At 39.8% G+C, this 19,353-nt stretch carries 15 protein-coding genes; 8 read left to right on the top strand and 7 right to left on the bottom strand.

The window, feature by feature from the left end; genetic code table 11:
- Nucleotides 1–10: 10 nt before the first annotated feature.
- From H7U17_RS12790 to H7U17_RS12805, 4 genes are all read left to right on the top strand, one after another.
- Entirely contained in the window at nt 11–682 is a 672-nt protein-coding gene (locus H7U17_RS12790; RefSeq protein ID WP_186757131.1) for a peptidoglycan DD-metalloendopeptidase family protein, read from the top strand.
- 239 nt (nt 683–921) lie between these two features.
- Nucleotides 922–1,767, top strand: coding sequence for a mechanosensitive ion channel family protein (locus H7U17_RS12795; RefSeq protein ID WP_186757132.1), 846 nt, complete (start codon nt 922–924; stop codon nt 1,765–1,767).
- A 381-nt stretch (nt 1,768–2,148) separates the two neighbouring features.
- Nucleotides 2,149–4,638: a zinc-dependent metalloprotease gene (locus tag H7U17_RS12800; protein ID WP_186757133.1), complete on the top strand. Its 2,490-nt coding sequence runs from the start codon at nt 2,149–2,151 to the stop codon at nt 4,636–4,638.
- Nucleotides 4,639–4,802: 164 nt separating this feature from the next.
- On the top strand, nt 4,803–5,219 hold the full coding sequence (locus H7U17_RS12805) for a Fur family transcriptional regulator (RefSeq protein WP_186757134.1): 417 nt from the start codon (nt 4,803–4,805) through the stop codon (nt 5,217–5,219).
- Here H7U17_RS12805 and H7U17_RS12810 read toward each other — a convergent pair.
- Complete coding sequence (locus tag H7U17_RS12810; RefSeq protein ID WP_186757135.1) at nt 5,216–5,446, bottom strand: hypothetical protein; 231 nt, start codon at nt 5,444–5,446, stop codon at nt 5,216–5,218. The genes H7U17_RS12805 and H7U17_RS12810 overlap by 4 nt on opposite strands.
- Nucleotides 5,447–5,751: 305 nt before the next feature.
- On the opposite strand from H7U17_RS12810, the gene H7U17_RS12815 reads away from it, so the two are divergent.
- Entirely contained in the window at nt 5,752–6,225 is a 474-nt protein-coding gene (locus H7U17_RS12815) for a YcxB family protein (RefSeq protein WP_186757136.1), read from the top strand.
- Between the two features lie 291 nt (nt 6,226–6,516).
- Here the strand turns inward: H7U17_RS12815 and H7U17_RS12820 are convergent, their stop codons facing one another.
- The gene (locus H7U17_RS12820; RefSeq protein WP_186757137.1) at nt 6,517–7,836 is read right to left on the bottom strand and encodes a Gfo/Idh/MocA family protein; all 1,320 of its coding nucleotides are present in this window, start codon (nt 7,834–7,836) and stop codon (nt 6,517–6,519) included.
- Nucleotides 7,837–7,951: 115 nt separating this feature from the next.
- Nucleotides 7,952–8,989, bottom strand: coding sequence for an ABC transporter ATP-binding protein (locus tag H7U17_RS12825; protein ID WP_186757138.1), 1,038 nt, complete (start codon nt 8,987–8,989; stop codon nt 7,952–7,954).
- Nucleotides 8,990–9,255: 266 nt separating this feature from the next.
- Between H7U17_RS12825 and H7U17_RS12830 the strand changes: the two genes are divergently transcribed.
- The 3 genes from H7U17_RS12830 (at nt 9,256) to H7U17_RS12840 (ending at nt 13,974) form a co-directional block, all read left to right on the top strand.
- Nucleotides 9,256–10,191, top strand: a complete 936-nt coding sequence (locus H7U17_RS12830; RefSeq protein WP_186757139.1) for a hydrogen peroxide-inducible genes activator — start codon at nt 9,256–9,258, stop codon at nt 10,189–10,191.
- Nucleotides 10,192–10,309: 118 nt separating this feature from the next.
- Nucleotides 10,310–11,698, top strand: a complete 1,389-nt coding sequence (locus H7U17_RS12835) for a dipeptidase (protein ID WP_186757140.1) — start codon at nt 10,310–10,312, stop codon at nt 11,696–11,698.
- Between the two features lie 170 nt (nt 11,699–11,868).
- Nucleotides 11,869–13,974 carry a protein-disulfide reductase DsbD family protein gene (locus H7U17_RS12840; protein ID WP_186757141.1) on the top strand — a complete coding sequence of 702 codons (2,106 nt, stop codon included), beginning with the start codon at nt 11,869–11,871 and terminating at the stop codon, nt 13,972–13,974.
- Nucleotides 13,975–14,049: 75 nt separating this feature from the next.
- On the opposite strand, the gene H7U17_RS12845 is transcribed toward H7U17_RS12840, so the two are convergent.
- The 4 genes from H7U17_RS12845 to H7U17_RS12860 all read right to left on the bottom strand — a co-directional run bounded on the left by H7U17_RS12845 (nt 14,050) and on the right by H7U17_RS12860 (nt 19,302).
- Nucleotides 14,050–15,033 carry a YeiH family protein gene (locus H7U17_RS12845; RefSeq protein WP_230981403.1) on the bottom strand — a complete coding sequence of 328 codons (984 nt, stop codon included), beginning with the start codon at nt 15,031–15,033 and terminating at the stop codon, nt 14,050–14,052.
- A 78-nt stretch (nt 15,034–15,111) separates the two neighbouring features.
- Nucleotides 15,112–16,005 (bottom strand): LysR family transcriptional regulator, encoded by an 894-nt coding sequence (locus tag H7U17_RS12850; RefSeq protein ID WP_186757143.1) that lies wholly within the window; start codon nt 16,003–16,005, stop codon nt 15,112–15,114.
- Nucleotides 16,006–16,024: 19 nt separating this feature from the next.
- Nucleotides 16,025–17,872 carry a sulfatase family protein gene (locus H7U17_RS12855; RefSeq protein ID WP_186757144.1) on the bottom strand — a complete coding sequence of 616 codons (1,848 nt, stop codon included), beginning with the start codon at nt 17,870–17,872 and terminating at the stop codon, nt 16,025–16,027.
- A 65-nt stretch (nt 17,873–17,937) separates the two neighbouring features.
- Complete coding sequence (locus H7U17_RS12860; protein ID WP_186757145.1) at nt 17,938–19,302, bottom strand: TrpB-like pyridoxal phosphate-dependent enzyme; 1,365 nt, start codon at nt 19,300–19,302, stop codon at nt 17,938–17,940.
- Nucleotides 19,303–19,353 lie beyond the last annotated feature (51 nt).

Genomic DNA, 19,353 nt, shown 5'->3' on the forward strand with positions numbered 1-19,353 from the left:
ATTATCCTGCATGCTTAATATCATCAAAATTCTTAGCGAAAAAAGACACTTCCCTATAATGGGAATAAAATTGACAGCTGAAAACTCTATCGAATTGGATTTTACTGCTGCCAATACTGATTTAAAGCTATTGGACCTTAAAGATACCGAACAGTTCAGCGAATATGTGTTTGGCAAGCTAAAGCACGATGGAAAGCATTTTGGCATTGGAGGATATATGGAGCCAAGGGCCATTTATCAGCGAAGTGAGGTTTTCGGAAAATCCAAAGAGAACTTCAGGAACGTACATTTAGGGATTGATATTTGGGCTAAAGCAGGACAGCCAATCTATGCGCCAATAGATGGAAAAGTTCATAGCTTTCAGGACAATGGTACCTTTGGCAATTATGGGCCAGTAATTATTTTGGAACACCAGCTTCTTGGAGAAGTCTTTTACTCGCTTTATGGGCATCTTAAGCGGTCAGATTTAGTGGGCTTGGAGAAAGGACAGAGAATTTCTGCCGGTCGGGTGTTTTGCCATATTGGTTCTTATCCTGAAAATGGGGATTGGCCGCCACATTTGCATTTCCAATTAATTGCTGACCTGGAAGGAAATGAAGGCGACTATCCAGGGGTATGCGCGAGTAAAGACATAGAGAAATATAGAAACAACTGCCCAGACCCTAAAGTACTGCTGTGTTAAGAAACGGATCGTTCAAACAACTATTTGTTTCGCTGATTAGAGGAAAAATGTATAGTTTTGTTTCACGACTGATTAAATAGAATAATTTTATCAAAAAACTTCAAAATAATCTGTTTTTAATATTAGTTCAAGTTTATAATTTTCCATAAATAAACTAAATTATGGAAGCTTCGGATTTTGAATTTTCTTTAGCCATTTCTTTAAATAATTTAACACACAAAAATCAACCCTTTTAACTTATGGATATTAATGCCGAAACTTTACAGACCTTTTATGATCAAGGAATAGAGCTCTTAATGAGCATTGTTCCAAGTATTATTTATGCAATTCTTATCTTCATTGTAGGTAAGATTATCATCAATAAAATTATAAACTCTATGAAGGCGGTAATTGCCAAAAGGGAACCTGACCCTTCGCTTACCAACTTCTTAATGAGCCTAACCAGTGCGTTATTATATGTACTGTTATTTTTGACCATTGCCTATGTAATAGGTATTCCAGTTACTTCTTTTGTCGCCATTTTAGGTGCCGCTGGTTTGGCCATTGGCTTGGCTCTTCAGGGTTCATTGGCCAATTTTGCTGGAGGCGTCTTGATCCTACTATTTAAGCCATTCAAAGTGGATGATGTCATAGAGGCAAAAGGGCATTTGGGCGTAGTGGAATCCATTGATATTCTTTATACGAAGATGAAGACCTTTGACAATAAAGACATTATCATCCCTAATGGAACCCTAGCGAATTCCGATTTGATCAATATGTCCAATAAACCTACAAGAAGATCTGAGATCAAAGTGGGCGTCGCTTATGGTACCGACCTGAAGAAAACCAGAAAAATCATGATGGATGTTTTTGCCCAGGATAAAAGAATTCACCAAGATCCAGCACCAGTTGTCTTCTTTACCAATTTCGGGGACAGTTCATTGGATTTGGTCGCTAGAATCTGGTCAGATGCCGCCGATCTATGGCCAGTATATTTTGACAATATGGAGAAAATCAAAGAAGCTTTTGAAGAGAACAATATTGAGATTCCATTTCCACAAAGAGATGTTAATCATTATTATCCAGAAGGCACTAAAGAAGCGTAATAAACCCATTCCTTTAAAAGGGCAACTAATTAGTTGTCCTTTTTTCTTTTCCATGCCTTAGCAATTTAAATCTTCAGATTATAAGAAACCTTAATCATTATAGGATTGGTTTAATAATCCTGAAATATTTAAGATAGTTGTGAATCACTTTCAATTTCAAGCAATTTGTTCCCTTTAAATATCAAATACCAAAAGAGTATATTTACTAACTTTTCACGGATTAATCTCCATTGATTAATTAATACATCAAAAAGACAAAAAGTCTCAACTGGTAACAATAAGGGCCTACCATATACCATTTATATAATTTTTTTATTTTTACTCCCTTCTTATAAATAAGCTGAGTTTATTTATATACAAATTTTAATTATCGAAGCATATATGAACAAATTCCACCCCAATTTTATCAGGGGGCTATTGATCTGTTCCCTGGCCTTGGGAGCAATCTTTAACAATCATGAAGCCCTTGCCCAACGCAAAAAGAAAAAAGATAAAAAAGAAGAGACAGCAACTCCAAAACCCAAAGAGAACAAAAATGGAATAAAGCCCTACTCCAAGGTAATCACTGAAGAAGCCAAGAGCAAAGCGGGACTTTTTACCGTACACCAAATCGAGGAAAAGTACTATTACGAAATTCCCGATAGCCTGATGGGACGCGAAATGTTGGTTGTTACAACCATAGCAAAAACAGCCGACGGTATGGGGTATGGTGGCGAACGGGCCAATACCCAAGTCATACGCTGGGATAGAAATGGAAATGATATTTTACTGAAAAAAGTATCCTATAACAACACGGCTGCAGATTCTCTACCTATCTATAATGCGGTCAAAAATTCCAATCTCGAACCGATCATTTACAAATTTGATATCGAAGCTATCGCAAAAGATAGCAGCGGAGTGGTCATTGAGGTAACTGACCTATATTCCAAAGATATTAAAACCATAGGACTACCTGATTACAGAAGAAAAGCCTATAAAGTCTCCAGGCTAAGTACTGATAAGTCCTATATAGAAAGGATCACGCCATATCCTATCAATATTGAGAACCGCTATATAATGACTTATGAGGCTTCTGCCCCACCTTCCAACAGCAGCATGGGCTCCATTACCGTGGAAATGAACTCCTCCATGGTGCTACTTCCCAAAGAACCGATGAAAAAAAGACTTCATGATCAAAGGGTAGGTTGGTTTACCACTACAGTCCAAGATTATGGATTAGATGAACAGAAAGCAGCTAAAAGAACTTATCTGGATCGTTGGAGACTTGAGGTAAAAGAGGAGGATATTGAAAAATTCAAAGCAGGAGAATTAGTTGAGCCCAAAAAGCCCATAGTTTATTATATCGATCGGGCCACTCCCGAAAACTGGGCGCCTTTTATCAAAAAAGGTGTTGAGGATTGGAATGTAGCTTTTGAAGAAGCAGGCTTTAAAAATGCTATACAAGCAAAGTATGCCCCAAGTCCTGAAGAGGACCCAGACTGGAGCCCTGAAGATGCCCGTTATTCTGTAATTCGCTATTTCGCTTCAGATATCCAAAATGCCTATGGCCCTCATGTTTCCGATCCAAGATCTGGAGAGATTATTGAATCTGATATTGGTTGGTTTCATAATGTAATGAACCTATTAAGAAACTGGTACTTTGTGCAAACAGCGGCAGTGAATCCAGATGCAAGAGGGGTGAAATTTAAAGATGAGGTCATGGGCAGATTGATCCGCTTTGTGGCAGCACATGAAGTAGGCCATACCTTGGGGCTTCCCCATAACTTTGCCTCTTCCCATGCCTATCCTGTGGACTCTTTAAGAAGTGCTTCTTTCACCCAAAAATACGGCACCGCCCCATCCATAATGGACTATGCGCGATTTAATTATATCGCCCAGCCTGAGGACGAAGGTGTAAACCTTTTCCCCAATGTAGGTCCTTATGATAAATACGCTGTCAATTGGGGTTATAGACCTATTTTGGATGCTGAAACGCCAGAGGATGAACAAAGCACTTTGGACAAATGGATATTATCAAAAAATGATAACCCGCTTTATCGATACGGTCGTCAAGGAAATTCCTATGATCCAAGTGCCCAAAACGAAGACTTGGGAGACAATTCCATGAAAGCCTCTGAATATGGAATAAAAAACCTCAAGAGGATCATGCCAAATCTAATCGATTGGTCAGCTGAGGAAGATCAACCATTTAAAAACTTCAAAGATTTAGAAGAAATGTACGGTCAAGTACTTACCCAGTTCAATAGATATATGGGGCATGTCCGGACCAATATAGGTGGTGTTTATGAAGTTTACCATTCTGCAGGACAAGACAAAGCTGTATATACTCATGTGGATAAAGACACTCAAAAAGCGGCTGTTTCATTCCTTAACGATCAATTATTCCACACACCTACATGGTTAATTGATGAGAAGATCATTGAAAGAACGGAGGATTTTGGATATACAGACAGGATTCGCAGTTCCCAAGCCAATATATTGAATAGTATCTTAGATTGGGGCAGACTAGCAAGGGTGATTGAAAACACCGCTCTCAATGGAGCTGAAGCCTATGACATGCTAAATCTTTTTGACGATTTAAGAACTGGAATATGGACTGAACTAGATGCAGGTAAGACCATCGATGTTTTTAGAAGAAGCCTTCAGCGTGCCCATATCGAAAGACTTGAATACTTATTAAACAACGAAGCTTCTGGAAGAGGCAGGCAGATAGATGCATCCCAATCCGATATTAGGCCTATCGTTAGAGCAGAACTAAATACCTTAAAAAGAAAGATCAAAGCAGCCATCCCTAGGACTTCCGATAAAGTTTCTAAATTCCATCTGGAAGATTTATTGGCTCGGATTGACGCCATCTTGGATCCAAAGTAATGGATAAGCGAAATGTAAATCATAAAGGGGAACGATATGTTCCCTTTTTTTCGTTTTCAAGATACTGAGAGGCATTGGGCCTCTCCTAATAAGCTATTATGAAGCTAAATTCATTAATTTCTTGTAATTTTAGCTGGGAATCCAGAAAAACCTAATTAATAGATATGTCTTCAAAATCTGCTGAAATACTTAAAGATAATCAACTCCGCGTCACCAGCTGTAGAAGGGATGTGCTCAAGACTTTTTTGAAAAAGGATATAGCTCTTTCCCATTCGGACCTTGAAGAAGCATTGAAAGAGAACTTTGACAGGGTAACCATATACCGTACCCTTAAGACATTTCTGGAAAGCGATATCATCCATAAAGTATTGGATGATACTGGTGTAACCAAATATGCCCTATGTCATCATGACTCTTCCGAAAGTCATCATGATCACGAACATGTACATTTCAAATGCGATGTCTGTGGTGAGACTCAGTGTATTGCAGAAATTGCACTACCATCTATAGCTCTTCCAGAAGGCTTTATCGTAAAGGAAAAAAGTCTGTTGGTGCATGGCACCTGCAGCAAATGCAGCTAAACTTCCATTGGTGGACCGGGCTTCTTGGTCTTGGGACCATCAGAAGGCCAAATCACACCTGGAGGCAAATCAATCTTTGGAGGAGAGGTATCTTCAACTCCCCCATCACCATCATCTCCCCTATTTCTACCTTTTCCGAAAGGTGGACGTGACATAGTAACAATAAAATACACAAGCAGCACATAGGCTATTCCACATAAAATCATATCTATGGTCAGACTGCTCATAATAATTATTTCTTTAGGATAATTTACAAGAAATATCGCTATAAGTCAACAGACTGATACACATGATTTTACTATTCATATCATTTTTTTTGAACAGTATAATTTTTATGCACACAAATACTTTCAGGGCATATTTTATCCTAAAAATGGGAAAGATCAAAAACCTCATTATATTAAAAATGCCTTGACCAGGTGGTAAAGCAGCTGTTTTTTACTCCCCAAATGAAAAAAATCCCTGCTATTTCCCAATCTACTTGTTAAATACCTCATATCATCGGATATTTGCCGTTCGAAAAACTAATGCCATGATTGTAAAAACAAAAAAATACAAGCTAGAAACAGGTACCTATGTAAAAATGGGTTTAGTAAATGTCTTGAAAGCCCAATGGTGGGTCATATTGATCGCCGTGGCTATTGCTTGTGGATATTTCTGGATTCCTTCTTGGTGGTGGATTAGCATGGCCATAGTGGCTTATTTGCTTTATATTCTATTCTGGGTAATCCAATTTGCGGGGGTAAGTCAAATGGAGCAGAACAAGGTGATGTTCGAAAAACTCGCCTACGAAATCGACAGTCGCCAAATTATGATGAAGATCAACACCAAACAAGGGATGCCTATCAACTGGTCAATGATCAAAAAAGCGGAAATTACCAAAGACGCATTTGTACTGGTGATGTCCAAAGCTCAATTTATACATCTTCCTTTCAAAATCTTCAACACTGAAAACGAAAGAAAGTTTGTGGAGACCATTCTAAAGAGAAAAGGATATATCAATTAATATTAAGGACCGGCCAAGCTGGTCCTTTTTCTTTTTAAGCAAATAAAAAAGGTGATCTTCCTAAGCTTTTACCTTGGAAAAACCACCTTGATTTTATTCTCTAATGAATATCCGCAATCGTGCCAGTTAAGATAAAAGAGTTTCTAAACGATTATTTAAACTAAAACAGCACCGCCTTCGGTCTTCAATCTTCTGTTCTACCTGGCAGTTAGACAGGCTTCCGACCACTTCATCAAAGGATTTCAGGTTTCTGGCATCATAGTGGATAATCAGATATTCTTTTCTATCCCATCAGGACTTCAACTTATAGCCATTTTCGTAATCGTAGTGCAACATACTTGAAGCCTCGGCATCATAGTGGAAATCCTGCTCCTTTGGATCCCAATGAAGCGTTCTTCTCAGTTTATTGGCAATATTCCCTAGAGAACATACTGTACAGGTGCTATGACCTATTTCTACATTAGCAATAGGGTCCTTTCTTCTAATTACACTTTGGATAAAATCCACATAATGAGCAGGCCCTTCAGAAATATTCTGCTCTTGATCCGGCACCTGTAAACTTGGGTCTGAAGATTTAAATCCACCCCTACTGACTTGAATCCAGCCTTTCTCACCAAAAAACTTCACTCCTCGTGTATCTCCATCAAAAGGCTCTGCTGTCATCACAATGCCATTGGCATATTTAAATGTCAATGGATGTCCCTCTTTTTGTGGAATGATCTCAACCGGACCATTCTTATCCATGCTGATTCCCCACTGGGCAATATCAAACATATGGGCACCCCAATCGGTCATCAATCCCCCACCAGTTTCTTCATACCATCTCCAAGCTCCCCACACCTGTTCATTTTGAGGAGGATTAACGGTAATCGGCGGGTTTAAGTCAGAATTATAATGCACGGGCTTTATAGGCCCTAGCCATAACTTCCAATTCAGGTCTGAAGGAATACTTTCTTCAGGCAAGTCATAAGGCTTGGGAGATTCCGGCTGACCAACATTGGCTTTTACATGGGTGATCTTACCAATATGTCCTTTCTGGACCATCCTCACAGCATATTGAAAATTTGTTTCTGAACGCTGCTGACTTCCTACTGCCAATACAATGGAATTATCACGAACGGCTTTCACCAAAGCCTGACCTTCCTTAATGGTAAAAGTCAGTGGTTTTTCAAGATAAATATCCTTCTTGGCATGACAAGCATCTATGGCAATCATGGCATGCCAAAAATCTGGCGTAGCGATAACCACTGCATCAATATCGTCCCGCTTTAAAAGGTCCTGATACTTTTCATACACAGGTATGCTTTCTGCGTTCCTCCCGTAATGTTTTGCCACCTCATGTTGGAAACGTTCTCTTTTGACGCCATAAACATCACAGCCTGCGATAACCTCTACTTGGGGAATATTGATCATCCCTTTTAAAATACCATAGGATTGCCTACCCATGCCAATAAAGCCCAAACGAACTTTACTGCTCTCCGGCAATCTATTTAAATCTGATGCTGGCTTTGCAAAATTAAGCTGGGGAATAACAGAAAGGCCTGCGGCACTCAATAGTGAAGCCCCCATGAATTTTCTTCTGGAAAAATGTGAGGAATCTTTTCTAGACATAATGGTTTTTAGGTATTGTTAATGAAATTTTATTTGCTGAAAATACTCGACCATCACCGATTTAACAAACTCAACCCAAGCTATTCAAACCAATATATGATAAAACACTCATTTTTCAGAAAGCTTCTTCCAGTTCGTATTTATCAATGGTAAAAAATAAGCGGTCATTTTTTTCAAAATTCCTTCTGGGAGCAGCTTTTATACTGATCTGCTTACCCTCATCATCTATCAGACGTACAATTTGATGATCACCATAATATAGTGTCCTCGCCACCTCTCCACTCAATGGCTGCTCCGTATTTTTCTTGATTTTAGCATCTTCTGACCTAAAGAGGATTTTTACCTTCTCAGTAAAGTTCTTGGATTGCTCATCTGGAATAAAACCAAAACCACAATAAAAGCCATCTTCAGTTGGAGTGGCCAGAATCTCATTCCTTTTACCAAAGAAATTGGCAACGTAGGCGTTGGCCGGCTTTTTATAGATATTCACAGGACTATCTACTTGCTGTAACTTGCCCTTGTGCAAAATAGCGATGGTATCTGCCACAGAAAGGGCATCCTTGGCATGGTGACTGGCCAAAATTGCCGTTACTCCACTTCCCTTCACAATATCAATCAGATCCTCACTCATCTCATTTTTAAACCGGGTATCCAAACTCCTAAATGGATCATCCAATAACAACAATTTTGGCTTGGAAGCCAAAGCCCTGGCCAATGCTGCCCTTTGTCTTTGACCTGAGGAAAGTTGATGGGGAAATAATGCAAAACTATCTTCCAACCCCACCAGTGCCAAGCTATCCTTGGCAATATTCCGGGCATTCTTTTCCTTTTGATGAAGGGCACAACGTACATTTTCCAAAAGGGTCATCTGAGGGAACAATGAATAATCTTCAAAGATTACCCCTACTCCACGCTGATTAGCCGGTATGGCCATTTTCCCATTTACTATAATCTGGCCTGCATAGGTGATACTTCCCCTATCAGGATGTTCCAATCCAGCAATCAATTTTAATAAGGTTGTTTTCCCTGAACCATTCTCTCCTACAATGGCCATAATATCCCCTTCCTTTACTTCTAGGTCAATATGCTGAAGGGAGTTTCCTTTGGATTGGGGGTATTTTTTACTAATGTCGTGAAGAGAGAGTAAGTTCATGCTTTACTGATGCTTCAAAGTTTGGTTGTGGCTAAAAATTGGGCTTTTCCACTAAATAGCCATTTCAGTAAATTTAAAAGGAAAAATTGGTATAGATACACTTAAAACTAAATATTGGCGCTAAATTGACCTTTAATCAGACTTTTAGGTCAAAATTCTCTGCAAAAATATTATTCGAAAACGTTTATTTAAATCAAATCTAAATAAAAGGAAAAAATTAATATATTTGCAGCTAGTTTTTACAGGCTATAAAAAGCATTTATGATATGACCATACAGCAATTGGAGTACGTCTTGGCTGTAGACAAACACCGCCATTTTGGACATGCAGCAGAAGCCTGCTTTGTTACCCAACCGACCTTGAGTGCCCAAATTCACAAACTGGAAAGTGAACTGGATGTGGTGATTTTTGATCGCTCAAAGATGCCAGTGATCCCCACAGAAATTGGCTTACAACTCATTGAACAGGCCAAAAAGGTTGTCTCTGAAAGCAAGGGCATCTATGAACTTATTTCTCAGCTAAAGGGAAATATCAGCGGGGTAATCAAACTGGGGATTATACCTACCTTAGCCCCCTATCTCCTGCATCTTTTTATCCGTAATTTCATTGAGAAGTACCCCAATGTCCAGTTACAAGTAGAAGAACTGATTACCGAAGAAATTATCAAAAGACTTCGCAATGACGAACTGGATTTAGGCATTGTGGTCACTCCTTTGGAAGAACAGGGCATCATAGAAAAGCCCATGTTTTATGAAAAATTCTACGCCTATCTCTCAAAAGAACATCAATTACTAGCCAATAGGGAGGTAAAGGTAGAAGACCTCATGGGTGATGATTTTTGGATACTCCAACAAGGGCATTGCTTTCGTGATCAAGTCCTCAATATTTGTGAACAAAGTAAATTCCAAAGGATGAACTTTCATTACGAGAGTGGATCATTGGAAGGCTTAAAAAATATGGTCAACCGTTATAAAGGCGTAACCCTTCTACCCGAATTGGCCACATACGAACTCAGTGAGGAGGAAAAAACCAGACTTCGCCCATTTGCTGGAGAAGATCCTATCAGAGAAGTAAGTATCATCCTCAATCGAAGCTTCCTCAAAAAAAGACTGGTAGAACTACTTTATAATGAAATCACGGCTTCCATCCCCGCTGATATGACTTCTAAGGCTCATGGTAAAATCGTTAAATTTAAATATTGAGATAAAATTTTGAGCTGATATAAACTCCTTATTTATTGGAAAATGAGTACTTGGCTGGAATTCCTCTATTAATAGTGTAATTTTGAGCTTTCTCATATTTAATATAAAAATCCCAAATATGGCAGCTAAAGAATATATTCAGCAGCATCAGGAAAAATTCCTTAATGAACTGTTTGATTTACTTCGTATTCCTTCAGTAAGTGCTGATCCAAAATTCAAATCCGATGTTTTTAAAGCAGCTGATTATGTAAAGGACAGCCTGATCAACGCGGGCGCTGATAAAGTAGAAATATGTGAAACCCCAGGCTATCCTGTGGTATATGGAGAGAAAATCATCGATCCAGCTCTCCCTACCATATTGATCTATGGGCATTACGATGTACAGCCTGCGGATCCTTATGAGCTATGGGACTCAGCCCCTTTTGAACCAGTCATCAAAAAGACTGAATTACACCCTGAGGGAGCCATCTTCGCTAGAGGTTCTGCCGATGACAAAGGACAGTTTTATATGCATGTCAAAGCCTTTGAAACCATGATGGCCGAAAACGAATTGGTCTGCAATGTGAAGTTCATGATCGAAGGCGAAGAAGAAGTGGGATCTGATAATCTAGAAAATTTCATCAAAGAAAATAAAGCCAAATTGGAAGCTGATGTCGTCCTGATCTCTGATACCAGTATGATATCCTTGGACACTCCTTCCGTGACGGTTGGACTGAGAGGTCTTGCCTATATGCAGGTAGAAGTTACTGGACCTAATCGTGACCTTCATAGTGGTACATATGGCGGTGCCGTGGCCAACCCTATCAATGTGCTTTGCAGGATGATCGCACAACTTCAGGATGAAGATAAAAAGATTACCATACCAGGCTTTTATGACAAAGTAGAGCAGCTTTCTGATGAATACAGAAAAAAATTGAATGAAGCTCCGTTTGATCTTAATGACTATAAGAAAAAGCTGGACATTAAGGAAGTCGAAGGTGAAGCAGGATTTACTACCTTAGAACGTACTGGTATCAGACCTACCCTTGACGTAAACGGTATCTGGGGCGGATATATCGGTGAAGGTGCCAAAACTGTACTGCCTTCAAAAGCCTATGCAAAAATTTCCATGAGACTGGTACCTCATCAGAACCACCATGAAATTGCTGAACTGTTCCAAAAACATTTCGAATCTTTGGCTCCAGATTCTGTAAAAGTGAAAGTAACGCCTCACCATGGAGGGAAACCTGCTGTGGTCCCTACCCAATCAGCAGGCTATAAAGCAGCTGAAGCAGCCATAGAGACTGTATTTGGCAAAAAAGCCATTCCTACCAGAGAGGGTGGCTCAGTACCCATCACTTCCCTTTTCCAAGAGGAATTGGGCCTTGACCCTATTCTATTGGGCTTTGGTTTGGATACGGACGCTATCCACTCTCCAAACGAACATTATGGGGTAAACAATTACTTGCTAGGAATTGAGACCATTGTTCAGTATTTCAAAGAATTCAAAAAACTTTCCAATAAATAAAGGAAAATTATAAAGTCTTCGAAACCACAAGGATTATATTGCGTTGGTTTAATTTCGAGATTCCAGAAAGAATTAGAAATTAACCTTGCAGTAAAACCTTGTGGTTTTAGTTTTTAGGAACTTATTAACACAGGTTTGCCTTTAGTAATCAATCCATTGATTAATGACGCATGAGCACATTAAAAAAATCATTCCGAATTGCATTCATTTTATGCTTACTAAGTGTAAGTGCCTTTTCACAGATCATCCAACCACCAAAATGGGAAATTTCCCTATCTGATCAATCAGCAGAAGTTGGCGAAGAAATTGACTTGATTTTTAGGGCAGAAATTCCAAAGAATTGGTATATCTATTCCAATGACTTCGATCCGGACTTGGGCCCTATGCTCACAGAGCTGAGCTTGGAAGGTTCCAAAGGTCTCGAAAAAGTAGGCGAACTTCAGGCTATCGACCCAAAAAGGAAAATAGACGAAATTTGGGAAGGAGAAGTAAGTTATTTTACTGGCAAAGGCGAGTTTAGACAAAAAATCAAGATCACTTCTGAACAAGTTAAAGTGAATGCCACATTAGGCTACCAAATGTGCTCTGATGTCACCGGGCAATGTGTGCCTTATGAAGAAGACTTCTCCAAAACCTTCAGCGCCCAAGCTACTAGCAACACCCAAACTCAAGAGCCTGTCACAACCTTCAAAGAACAAACTTCTGAAGAGTCAGAAAAAGCTCAAAATAAAGAAGTCCCAAAAACTGAAATAGCTGAGAGTCCAGAAAAGGTAACCAAAGTTAGTGAGCAAGCCGCTGACCTTTCTGGAGATCCAGAAGGCAAACAAGGCGATGCCACAGACTTGCTGCCATTTCTAATTGCCGCTTTCCTAGGTGGTTTAGCCGCACTCCTGACCCCTTGTGTTTTCCCAATGATTCCCATGACAGTTACCTTCTTCACAGGAAGAAGTAAAAACAAATCACAAGGAATAAAAAATGCATTTATCTATGGGCTCAGTATTATTGTGATTTACACCTTGGCAGGAACCTTAGTCGCTGCTATCCAAGGCCCTGAATTTGCCAATTGGTTATCCACTCACTGGCTGCCAAACATTTTCTTCTTCTTGGTATTTATTTTCTTTGCGTTGGCTTTCTTAGGCCTTTTTGAAATCACTTTGCCAAGTGGCTTGGTCAATAAGATGGATGCCAAAGCAGATCAAGGAGGCTTGACAGGAGTTTTCTTTATGGCCTTCACCTTGGTGTTGGTTTCCTTTTCCTGTACTGGCCCGATTGTAGGTTCCATCCTTATAGAATCCGCGGGAGGTGAAATCATAAAGCCAATCCTAGGTATGTTTGCCTTTTCATTGGCCTTCGCAGTTCCTTTCACCCTATTTGCTATCTTCCCAGAATGGCTGAACGGCCTTCCTAAGTCTGGAGGTTGGTTGAACGCTGTTAAAGTAGTATTGGGATTTTTGGAACTTGCACTTGCCTTCAAATTCCTAAGTGTAGCCGATCAAGTTTATCATTGGGGACTATTGGACAGGGATATTTATTTAGCCATTTGGATCGTAATCTTCGCCTTACTTGGACTTTATTTACTGGGTAAAATACGCTTGCCACACGACTCACCTCTAGAGAACCTAAGTGTACCTAGATTGCTTCTAGCCACCATCACCTTTGTATTTGTAATCTATTTGATCCCAGGGCTATTTGGTGCCCCACTTAAGTCACTAAGCGGATATCTTCCCCCAATGGCTACCCATGATTTTAATTTGGAAAAGTTGATCCGTGAAAATAAAGGGGCTGCTGTTTCTGAAAGTGAAATGACCGAAGCACCAAAATATGCCGACTTACTTCATTGGCCCCATGGACTACAAGGATATTTTGATTATGAACAAGCCTTTCGTGTTGCCAAAAAAGAAAACAAGCCACTTTTCATAGATTTTACCGGCCATGGCTGTGTTAACTGTAGGGAGATGGAAGCAAAGGTTTGGTCTAATCCGGAAGTGCTCAGTAGATTGAAAAATGATTTCGTCTTGGTGGCATTGTATGTCGATGAAAGAACTGAGCTTCCTGAATCAGAATGGTATACTTCTGAATATGACAATAAGGTGAAGAAAACCATCGGTAAGCAAAATGCTGATTTTCAAATCACACGGTTCAATAATAATGCACAGCCTTATTATGTAATATTGGACAATGAAGAAAACCTGTTGATAAGACCAAAAGCCTATGATACCAATCCACAAAATTTCGTGGAATTCTTGGATAAGGCCAAGGCGGAATTTGAAAAATAAACTTAAACAAATTGCTTAAAATCAAGGTGCTGAAAACAAATTCAGCACCTTTTTTTGTATATGGAGTTGTGGTTATTAATAAAATTGTATAATCGCCCATAAAGTAGCAGATCCTATGAGCAACCAAAGCAAGCTTGCCTGCAATAATATTTTTGGCCCTCCGCTGAAAAGTACTTTTTTGGACAAACTGCTTCCTATCAGGAATATCGCCAGACACATGCATGCATGAGCAAAACTAACAATATAAGACCTGATCATGCCAATCTCGGGTAAATAACTATTGAGCAGTACTGCAACTACAAAAAGCCCGATAAAATAAGGAATCTTTACCTTACTGGTCTTCTTAGAAAACACAACCGCAGCGATCAGCGCAACAGGAATTATCCACATTGCCCTGGCCAATTTCAATGTAGTAGCAACGGACAAAGCCTGATCACCAAACTGGCTCGCTGCGCCAACTACTGAACTGGTATCATGAATGGCAATGGCACACCAAATTCCAAACTGTTGAGGACTTAGTCCTAAGAAGTCTCCTATTAAGGGAAATATAAACAAGGCCAGAGAATTTAAAACAAATACAGCACCCAAAGCAATGGTCACCTCACTCTGCTTGGCCTTGATAACAGGGCTCACTGTGGCAATGGCACTTCCTCCACAAATGGCCGTGCCTACAGCAATCAAAAAAGATAATGTCTGACCTGATTTAAAGACTTTTCCTATTATTAACCCAAGAACCAGCGTACTTAAGATTGCTGCAAAAATCAATGGAAACGCTTGCTTTCCCGTAGCGATGGCTTCTGGTGCTTCTATGCTAAAACCAAGCCCCACCACTGCCAGCTGCAATAGATAGTCGGTCACCTTTTGCCCACTTTCTCCAATCGGGTTGCCGATAAAAAAGGAAAATACCAAACCCAACAATAAAGCATAAGATGCCGATATAAAAGGAAACAAACAGATCATCCCAGCCAAAACAAACAGCAATTGCCTTAAGCTAATTGCCCGGTCCAAAAATCTTTGGAATCCGATAATTTTAGTGCCGATATGATTGCTTCTTTCCATCCTCATTACCTATAATTGGGATGAAACAAAGTTGAAGCAATTCAGTCACTTATGGAAATTGTTTTTAGCAATGACTGATTACCTGAGGTTATAATGAAGGGCAAATTTCATAAACAAATCTGACAGGGAATCCCCTTGTCCATGGGGCTGGATAAAAAAGAAATGACGTTCTATATTCAGTTCATCCATTTCTATCACCGAGAATTCCTTATTCTCAAGCTCCTTTAACACCGTGAATACTGATAAAAAAGCCATGGCATTGGAGTTCATCAAATAACGCTTGATACTTTCCGTGCTTCCTAATTGCATTTCTTTCTTGAGTTGGCCAAGCTTTATCCCCAGTGGCTTGAGCGCATGGGCAATTACCTCAAGCGTTCCTGAGCCAGGCTCTCTTAATAATAAAGATGTCTCCAGTAATTCTTCTTTTGAAATGATTCCCTTCTTAGCTTTTGGATGGCCAGTTCTGGCTATCAACAAAAGTTCGTCTTTGATAAATTCGGTGTACTTGAACAAGGTCTGTTTTGAATGTCCCTCTATCACACCCAGATCAATTTCCTGATTTTGCAGCAGCCGCTCTATTTGTTCGGTATTACCAGTCGTCAAACTGAGCCTGATATCCTTAAACTTATCATGAAAAGAAGCCAAAATTGGCGGAAGCAGATACTGTGCTACTGTAGTACTTGCCCCGATCCTCAACAATCCCCGATGGGACTGGGCAAAATTGTTCATCTCAAACTCTAAATTTCGGTATATCGCAAAAATCTGTTCTGCATACTCAAACAGGGAATGGCCGGCAGGAGTAAGTGAAATCTTACTGCCCTGCCGATCAAAAAGCTTAACTTTATAATGTGCCTCAATCTGGCGGATATGTTTCGTCACTGCTGGCTGGGTAATATACAATTCTTCCGCAGCCTTGGTGAAATTAAGCCGCTTGGCCACCGTATGAAACACTTGAAGTCTAAAATCAAACATAAAGTGAAGTTAAGACTTTTTAGGAACCTGAGGTCAAGTACAATAACCTTCTTTTGGCTTCCTCATTCTTTTTTACTTCATCAGAAATCCTTTTGGGGTCAATATCAAATTCATATTGGCCTTTTCCATCCTCCATCAAAACAATGGAATTCATGATCAATAGTGCCTCGGTACCATCCTTTGATTGGTATAAAGCCTTGGTCATTTCCTCAACAGGATTGGCAAAGCCATTTAGTCCCAAGAATTCCAATGCCCGCACCCTCACGATCATTTCTGGATCATTGGAGGCCATATTTTCAATGGTATCTCTCAAGCCAAGAGCTTCTTCTCCAAAGCTACTGGCCACAATAATCCCCCAATATCTTTTCCAAGGATCATTGTCGGACAATGCCTTTTTGATTGACTTATCCACATTTTCGAATTTCTCCAAACTTAAATCAGCTATATCCACATAGGCCTGGATATCGGACTGATGTTCCTTTCCAAATTCAACTGGGTTATCAAAGGCATTCTTGATCAAGTAAAACTCTGGATAGAAAGATAAATCTGGCATTCCTTTTATCCATTTTTGCAAATCCTTTCTAAGGTCCAATAAAGCCTCTTTGTACATTGGGTCATTGGCCAAGTTATGGGTTTCATAAGGGTCACTCTCCAAATCATAAAGTGCTTCAACAGGCTTTCCTTCAAAGAAGGCCGCTTGCGTCTCATTTAATTCTCCCTTTTTATATAGCTCCCACCATTCTTTATAGGCCATTTGCTTATATCGGTAGTTATTCATCAGTCCATCAAAATTGAATGGCTGGTAATTTCTGATATACTTATACTTACCTTTCCTTAGAGACCTCACCAAATCATATTTTTCATCGAATCGATCAGCATAACCGTAGGCTTTGACTTTTTTATAAGCCTTTTTCAATCCTAAAAATGGCCTACCATCCATTTCCTTAGGGATATCAACTCCTGCAAGCTGTAATACAGTTGGTCCGAAATCAACAAAACTCACAAACTCCTTCACTCGACTTCCTTGTGGATAAGTTACCATATCCTTAAAGTTTTCTGGAATGTGGATAACTAAGGGAACATGCAGGCCAGTCTCATATAGATAACCCTTGCTACCAGGCATAACGCCACCGTGGTCTCCATAGTAAAAAATAAAGGTATCATTGAGCAATCCCTCTTTCTCAAGTTCAGCAACCAACTCACCCACCTTTTGGTCCATTCCTTGAATTCTGGAAAGGTACCGTGCTCTGGTATATTCAAACAATTTGGTCCTAGGATGATGGGGATCCAGTTCTTTGGAATTTGGCAATTCATTCAATGGCTCATTTTGCATCACCTTTTCACCAAAGTGTAAACTCCCCTCATGAGTAGAAGCAATATTATACACATGGAAAAAAGGCTGTCCGTTTTGCCGGTTTTTATAACTGGCTTTTTTCGAAGAATCATCCCAAACTCCTTCATTTTTGATGAAGTTATAATCTTCTTTAGCGTTATTGGTGGTATAATAACCCGCCTCTCTTAGGTAGGTGGGAAACATTTTTAATCCTTTAGGTAAAGGTACTTTTTGCAATTTTCGGTGATATTCTGCTCCTAACCTTGGCGCATAGCAACCAGAAATAAGGGTAGACCTGGCCACACTACACACTGGACCATTGGAAAATGCATGATCATAAATCAATCCAGTTTCAGCAAGAGCTGCAATATTCGGGGTATTGATCCCATTTTCATCATATAAGGATAAATAATGTTTTGAATTGTCTTCGGAGGTAATCCAAACAATATTGGGATGTTTCTGTCCAAATGCAGCGTTACTAAGGACAATACTTAGCATGAATAATAGACTAAGTTGGGTGATCAATTTTGACATTGTTATTTGTTTTGGCGATGGAAATAAAAATTTGGAGCCTTGACTATAAGGCTCCAAAAGGTCAATTATGAGATCATAGGGGTATCTAATTCAGCTAAGGATTTTTGGATATCCTCATCACTTAATTCGTGCTTGACGATCTTTCCGGCAAAATAATCTTCATAGGCTTTCATATCAAAATTCCCATGGCCACAGAGATTGAAAAGAATCGTTTTGGAGGTACCTTCTTCCTTACATTTTTTAGCTTCCTTAATGGCTGTTGCTATTCCATGGGTTGCTTCTGGAGCCGGAATAATCCCTTCAGCTTGGGCAAAAGTTACACCTGCTTCAAATACTTCAATATTGTCATGGGCACTCGCTTCTATCAATTGATCTCTCAGCAATTGACTTACGATTACCCCTGCGCCGTGATATCTAAGTCCACCGGCATGGATAGGCGCTGGCACAAAATTATGGCCCAAGGTGTACATGGGTAAAAGTGGCGTCATTCCTACATTATCCCCAAAGTCATACCTGAACACCCCTTTGGTCAATTTTGGACAAGAAGTAGGCTCACTGGCAATACAGCGTATATCTTTCCCCTCTTCCAAATTCAATCTTAAAAAAGGGAAGGCCAACCCGGCAAAATTGGATCCACCGCCAAAAGGCGCAATCACAATATCCGGCATATCTCCTGCTTTTTCCATTTGCTTGACCGCCTCCAAACCAATAATTGTTTGATGCAGCTTCACATGGTTTAACACACTCCCCAAGGCATATTTAGTTTCAGGATCAGTAGCTGCACGTTCAATGGCCTCAGAAATGGCAATCCCCAATGAGCCGGAAGTGTTAGGATCTTTTTCCAAAATCTTTCTACCTACTTCTGTAGCCTCAGAAGGAGAAGGAAAAACCTTTGCCCCCCATGTGTTCATCATGATCTTTCTATAAGGCTTATGGTCATAGGATAACCTCACCATGTACACTTCACAGTCTATATCAAAGTGTTTACAAGCAAAACTTAAGGCACTTCCCCACTGTCCAGCACCAGTCTCAGTAGTTATTCTTTTGACGCCTGCTTGCTTATTATAGTAAGCTTGAGGAACAGCAGTATTAGGTTTGTGAGAACCTGAAGGACTTACCCCTTCATATTTATAGTAAATTTTCGCAGGTGTATCCAGTGCCTTTTCCAATCCATAGGCCCTGTACATTGGCGTTGGCCGCCAAATAGAGTATATATTTCTTACCTCGTCTGGAATATCCACCCACTTTTCAGTAGTAACTTCTTGCTTGATGAGTTCTTCAGGAAATAAGTCTGCCAATGCTTCTGGGCCGATCGGCTCTTTGGTCACAGGATGCAGAGGTGGTAGTGGCTTATTGGGCATATCAGCAACGATATTATACCACTTATCTGGGATTTCACTTTCACTCAGCAGTATTTTACGGTTTTTCATGCAATCATTTAGGTTATTGTGAATTAATTTTCCAAAAAGATTAAATATAGA

It is taken from the genome of Echinicola salinicaeni, from assembly GCF_014280965.1.
Lineage (GTDB): Bacteria > Bacteroidota > Bacteroidia > Cytophagales > Cyclobacteriaceae > Echinicola > Echinicola salinicaeni.

Bases quoted from the DNA above. Each gene is read 5' to 3' on its own strand.
- H7U17_RS12800 (WP_186757133.1), top strand. From the start codon at position 2,149: ATGAACAAATTCCACCCCAATTTTATCAGGGGGCTATTGATCTGTTCC.
- H7U17_RS12805 (WP_186757134.1), top strand. From the start codon at position 4,803: ATGTCTTCAAAATCTGCTGAAATACTTAAAGATAATCAACTCCGCGTC.
- H7U17_RS12790 (WP_186757131.1), top strand. From the start codon at position 11: ATGCTTAATATCATCAAAATTCTTAGCGAAAAAAGACACTTCCCTATA.
- H7U17_RS12860 (WP_186757145.1), bottom strand. From the start codon at position 19,302: ATGAAAAACCGTAAAATACTGCTGAGTGAAAGTGAAATCCCAGATAAG.
- H7U17_RS12795 (WP_186757132.1), top strand. From the start codon at position 922: ATGGATATTAATGCCGAAACTTTACAGACCTTTTATGATCAAGGAATA.
- H7U17_RS12855 (WP_186757144.1), bottom strand. From the start codon at position 17,872: ATGTCAAAATTGATCACCCAACTTAGTCTATTATTCATGCTAAGTATT.
- H7U17_RS12840 (WP_186757141.1), top strand. From the start codon at position 11,869: ATGAGCACATTAAAAAAATCATTCCGAATTGCATTCATTTTATGCTTA.
- H7U17_RS12820 (WP_186757137.1), bottom strand. From the start codon at position 7,836: ATGTCTAGAAAAGATTCCTCACATTTTTCCAGAAGAAAATTCATGGGG.
- H7U17_RS12850 (WP_186757143.1), bottom strand. From the start codon at position 16,005: ATGTTTGATTTTAGACTTCAAGTGTTTCATACGGTGGCCAAGCGGCTT.
- H7U17_RS12810 (WP_186757135.1), bottom strand. From the start codon at position 5,446: ATGAGCAGTCTGACCATAGATATGATTTTATGTGGAATAGCCTATGTG.
- H7U17_RS12825 (WP_186757138.1), bottom strand. From the start codon at position 8,989: ATGAACTTACTCTCTCTTCACGACATTAGTAAAAAATACCCCCAATCC.
- H7U17_RS12830 (WP_186757139.1), top strand. From the start codon at position 9,256: ATGACCATACAGCAATTGGAGTACGTCTTGGCTGTAGACAAACACCGC.
- H7U17_RS12815 (WP_186757136.1), top strand. From the start codon at position 5,752: ATGATTGTAAAAACAAAAAAATACAAGCTAGAAACAGGTACCTATGTA.
- H7U17_RS12835 (WP_186757140.1), top strand. From the start codon at position 10,310: ATGGCAGCTAAAGAATATATTCAGCAGCATCAGGAAAAATTCCTTAAT.
- H7U17_RS12845 (WP_230981403.1), bottom strand. From the start codon at position 15,033: ATGGAAAGAAGCAATCATATCGGCACTAAAATTATCGGATTCCAAAGA.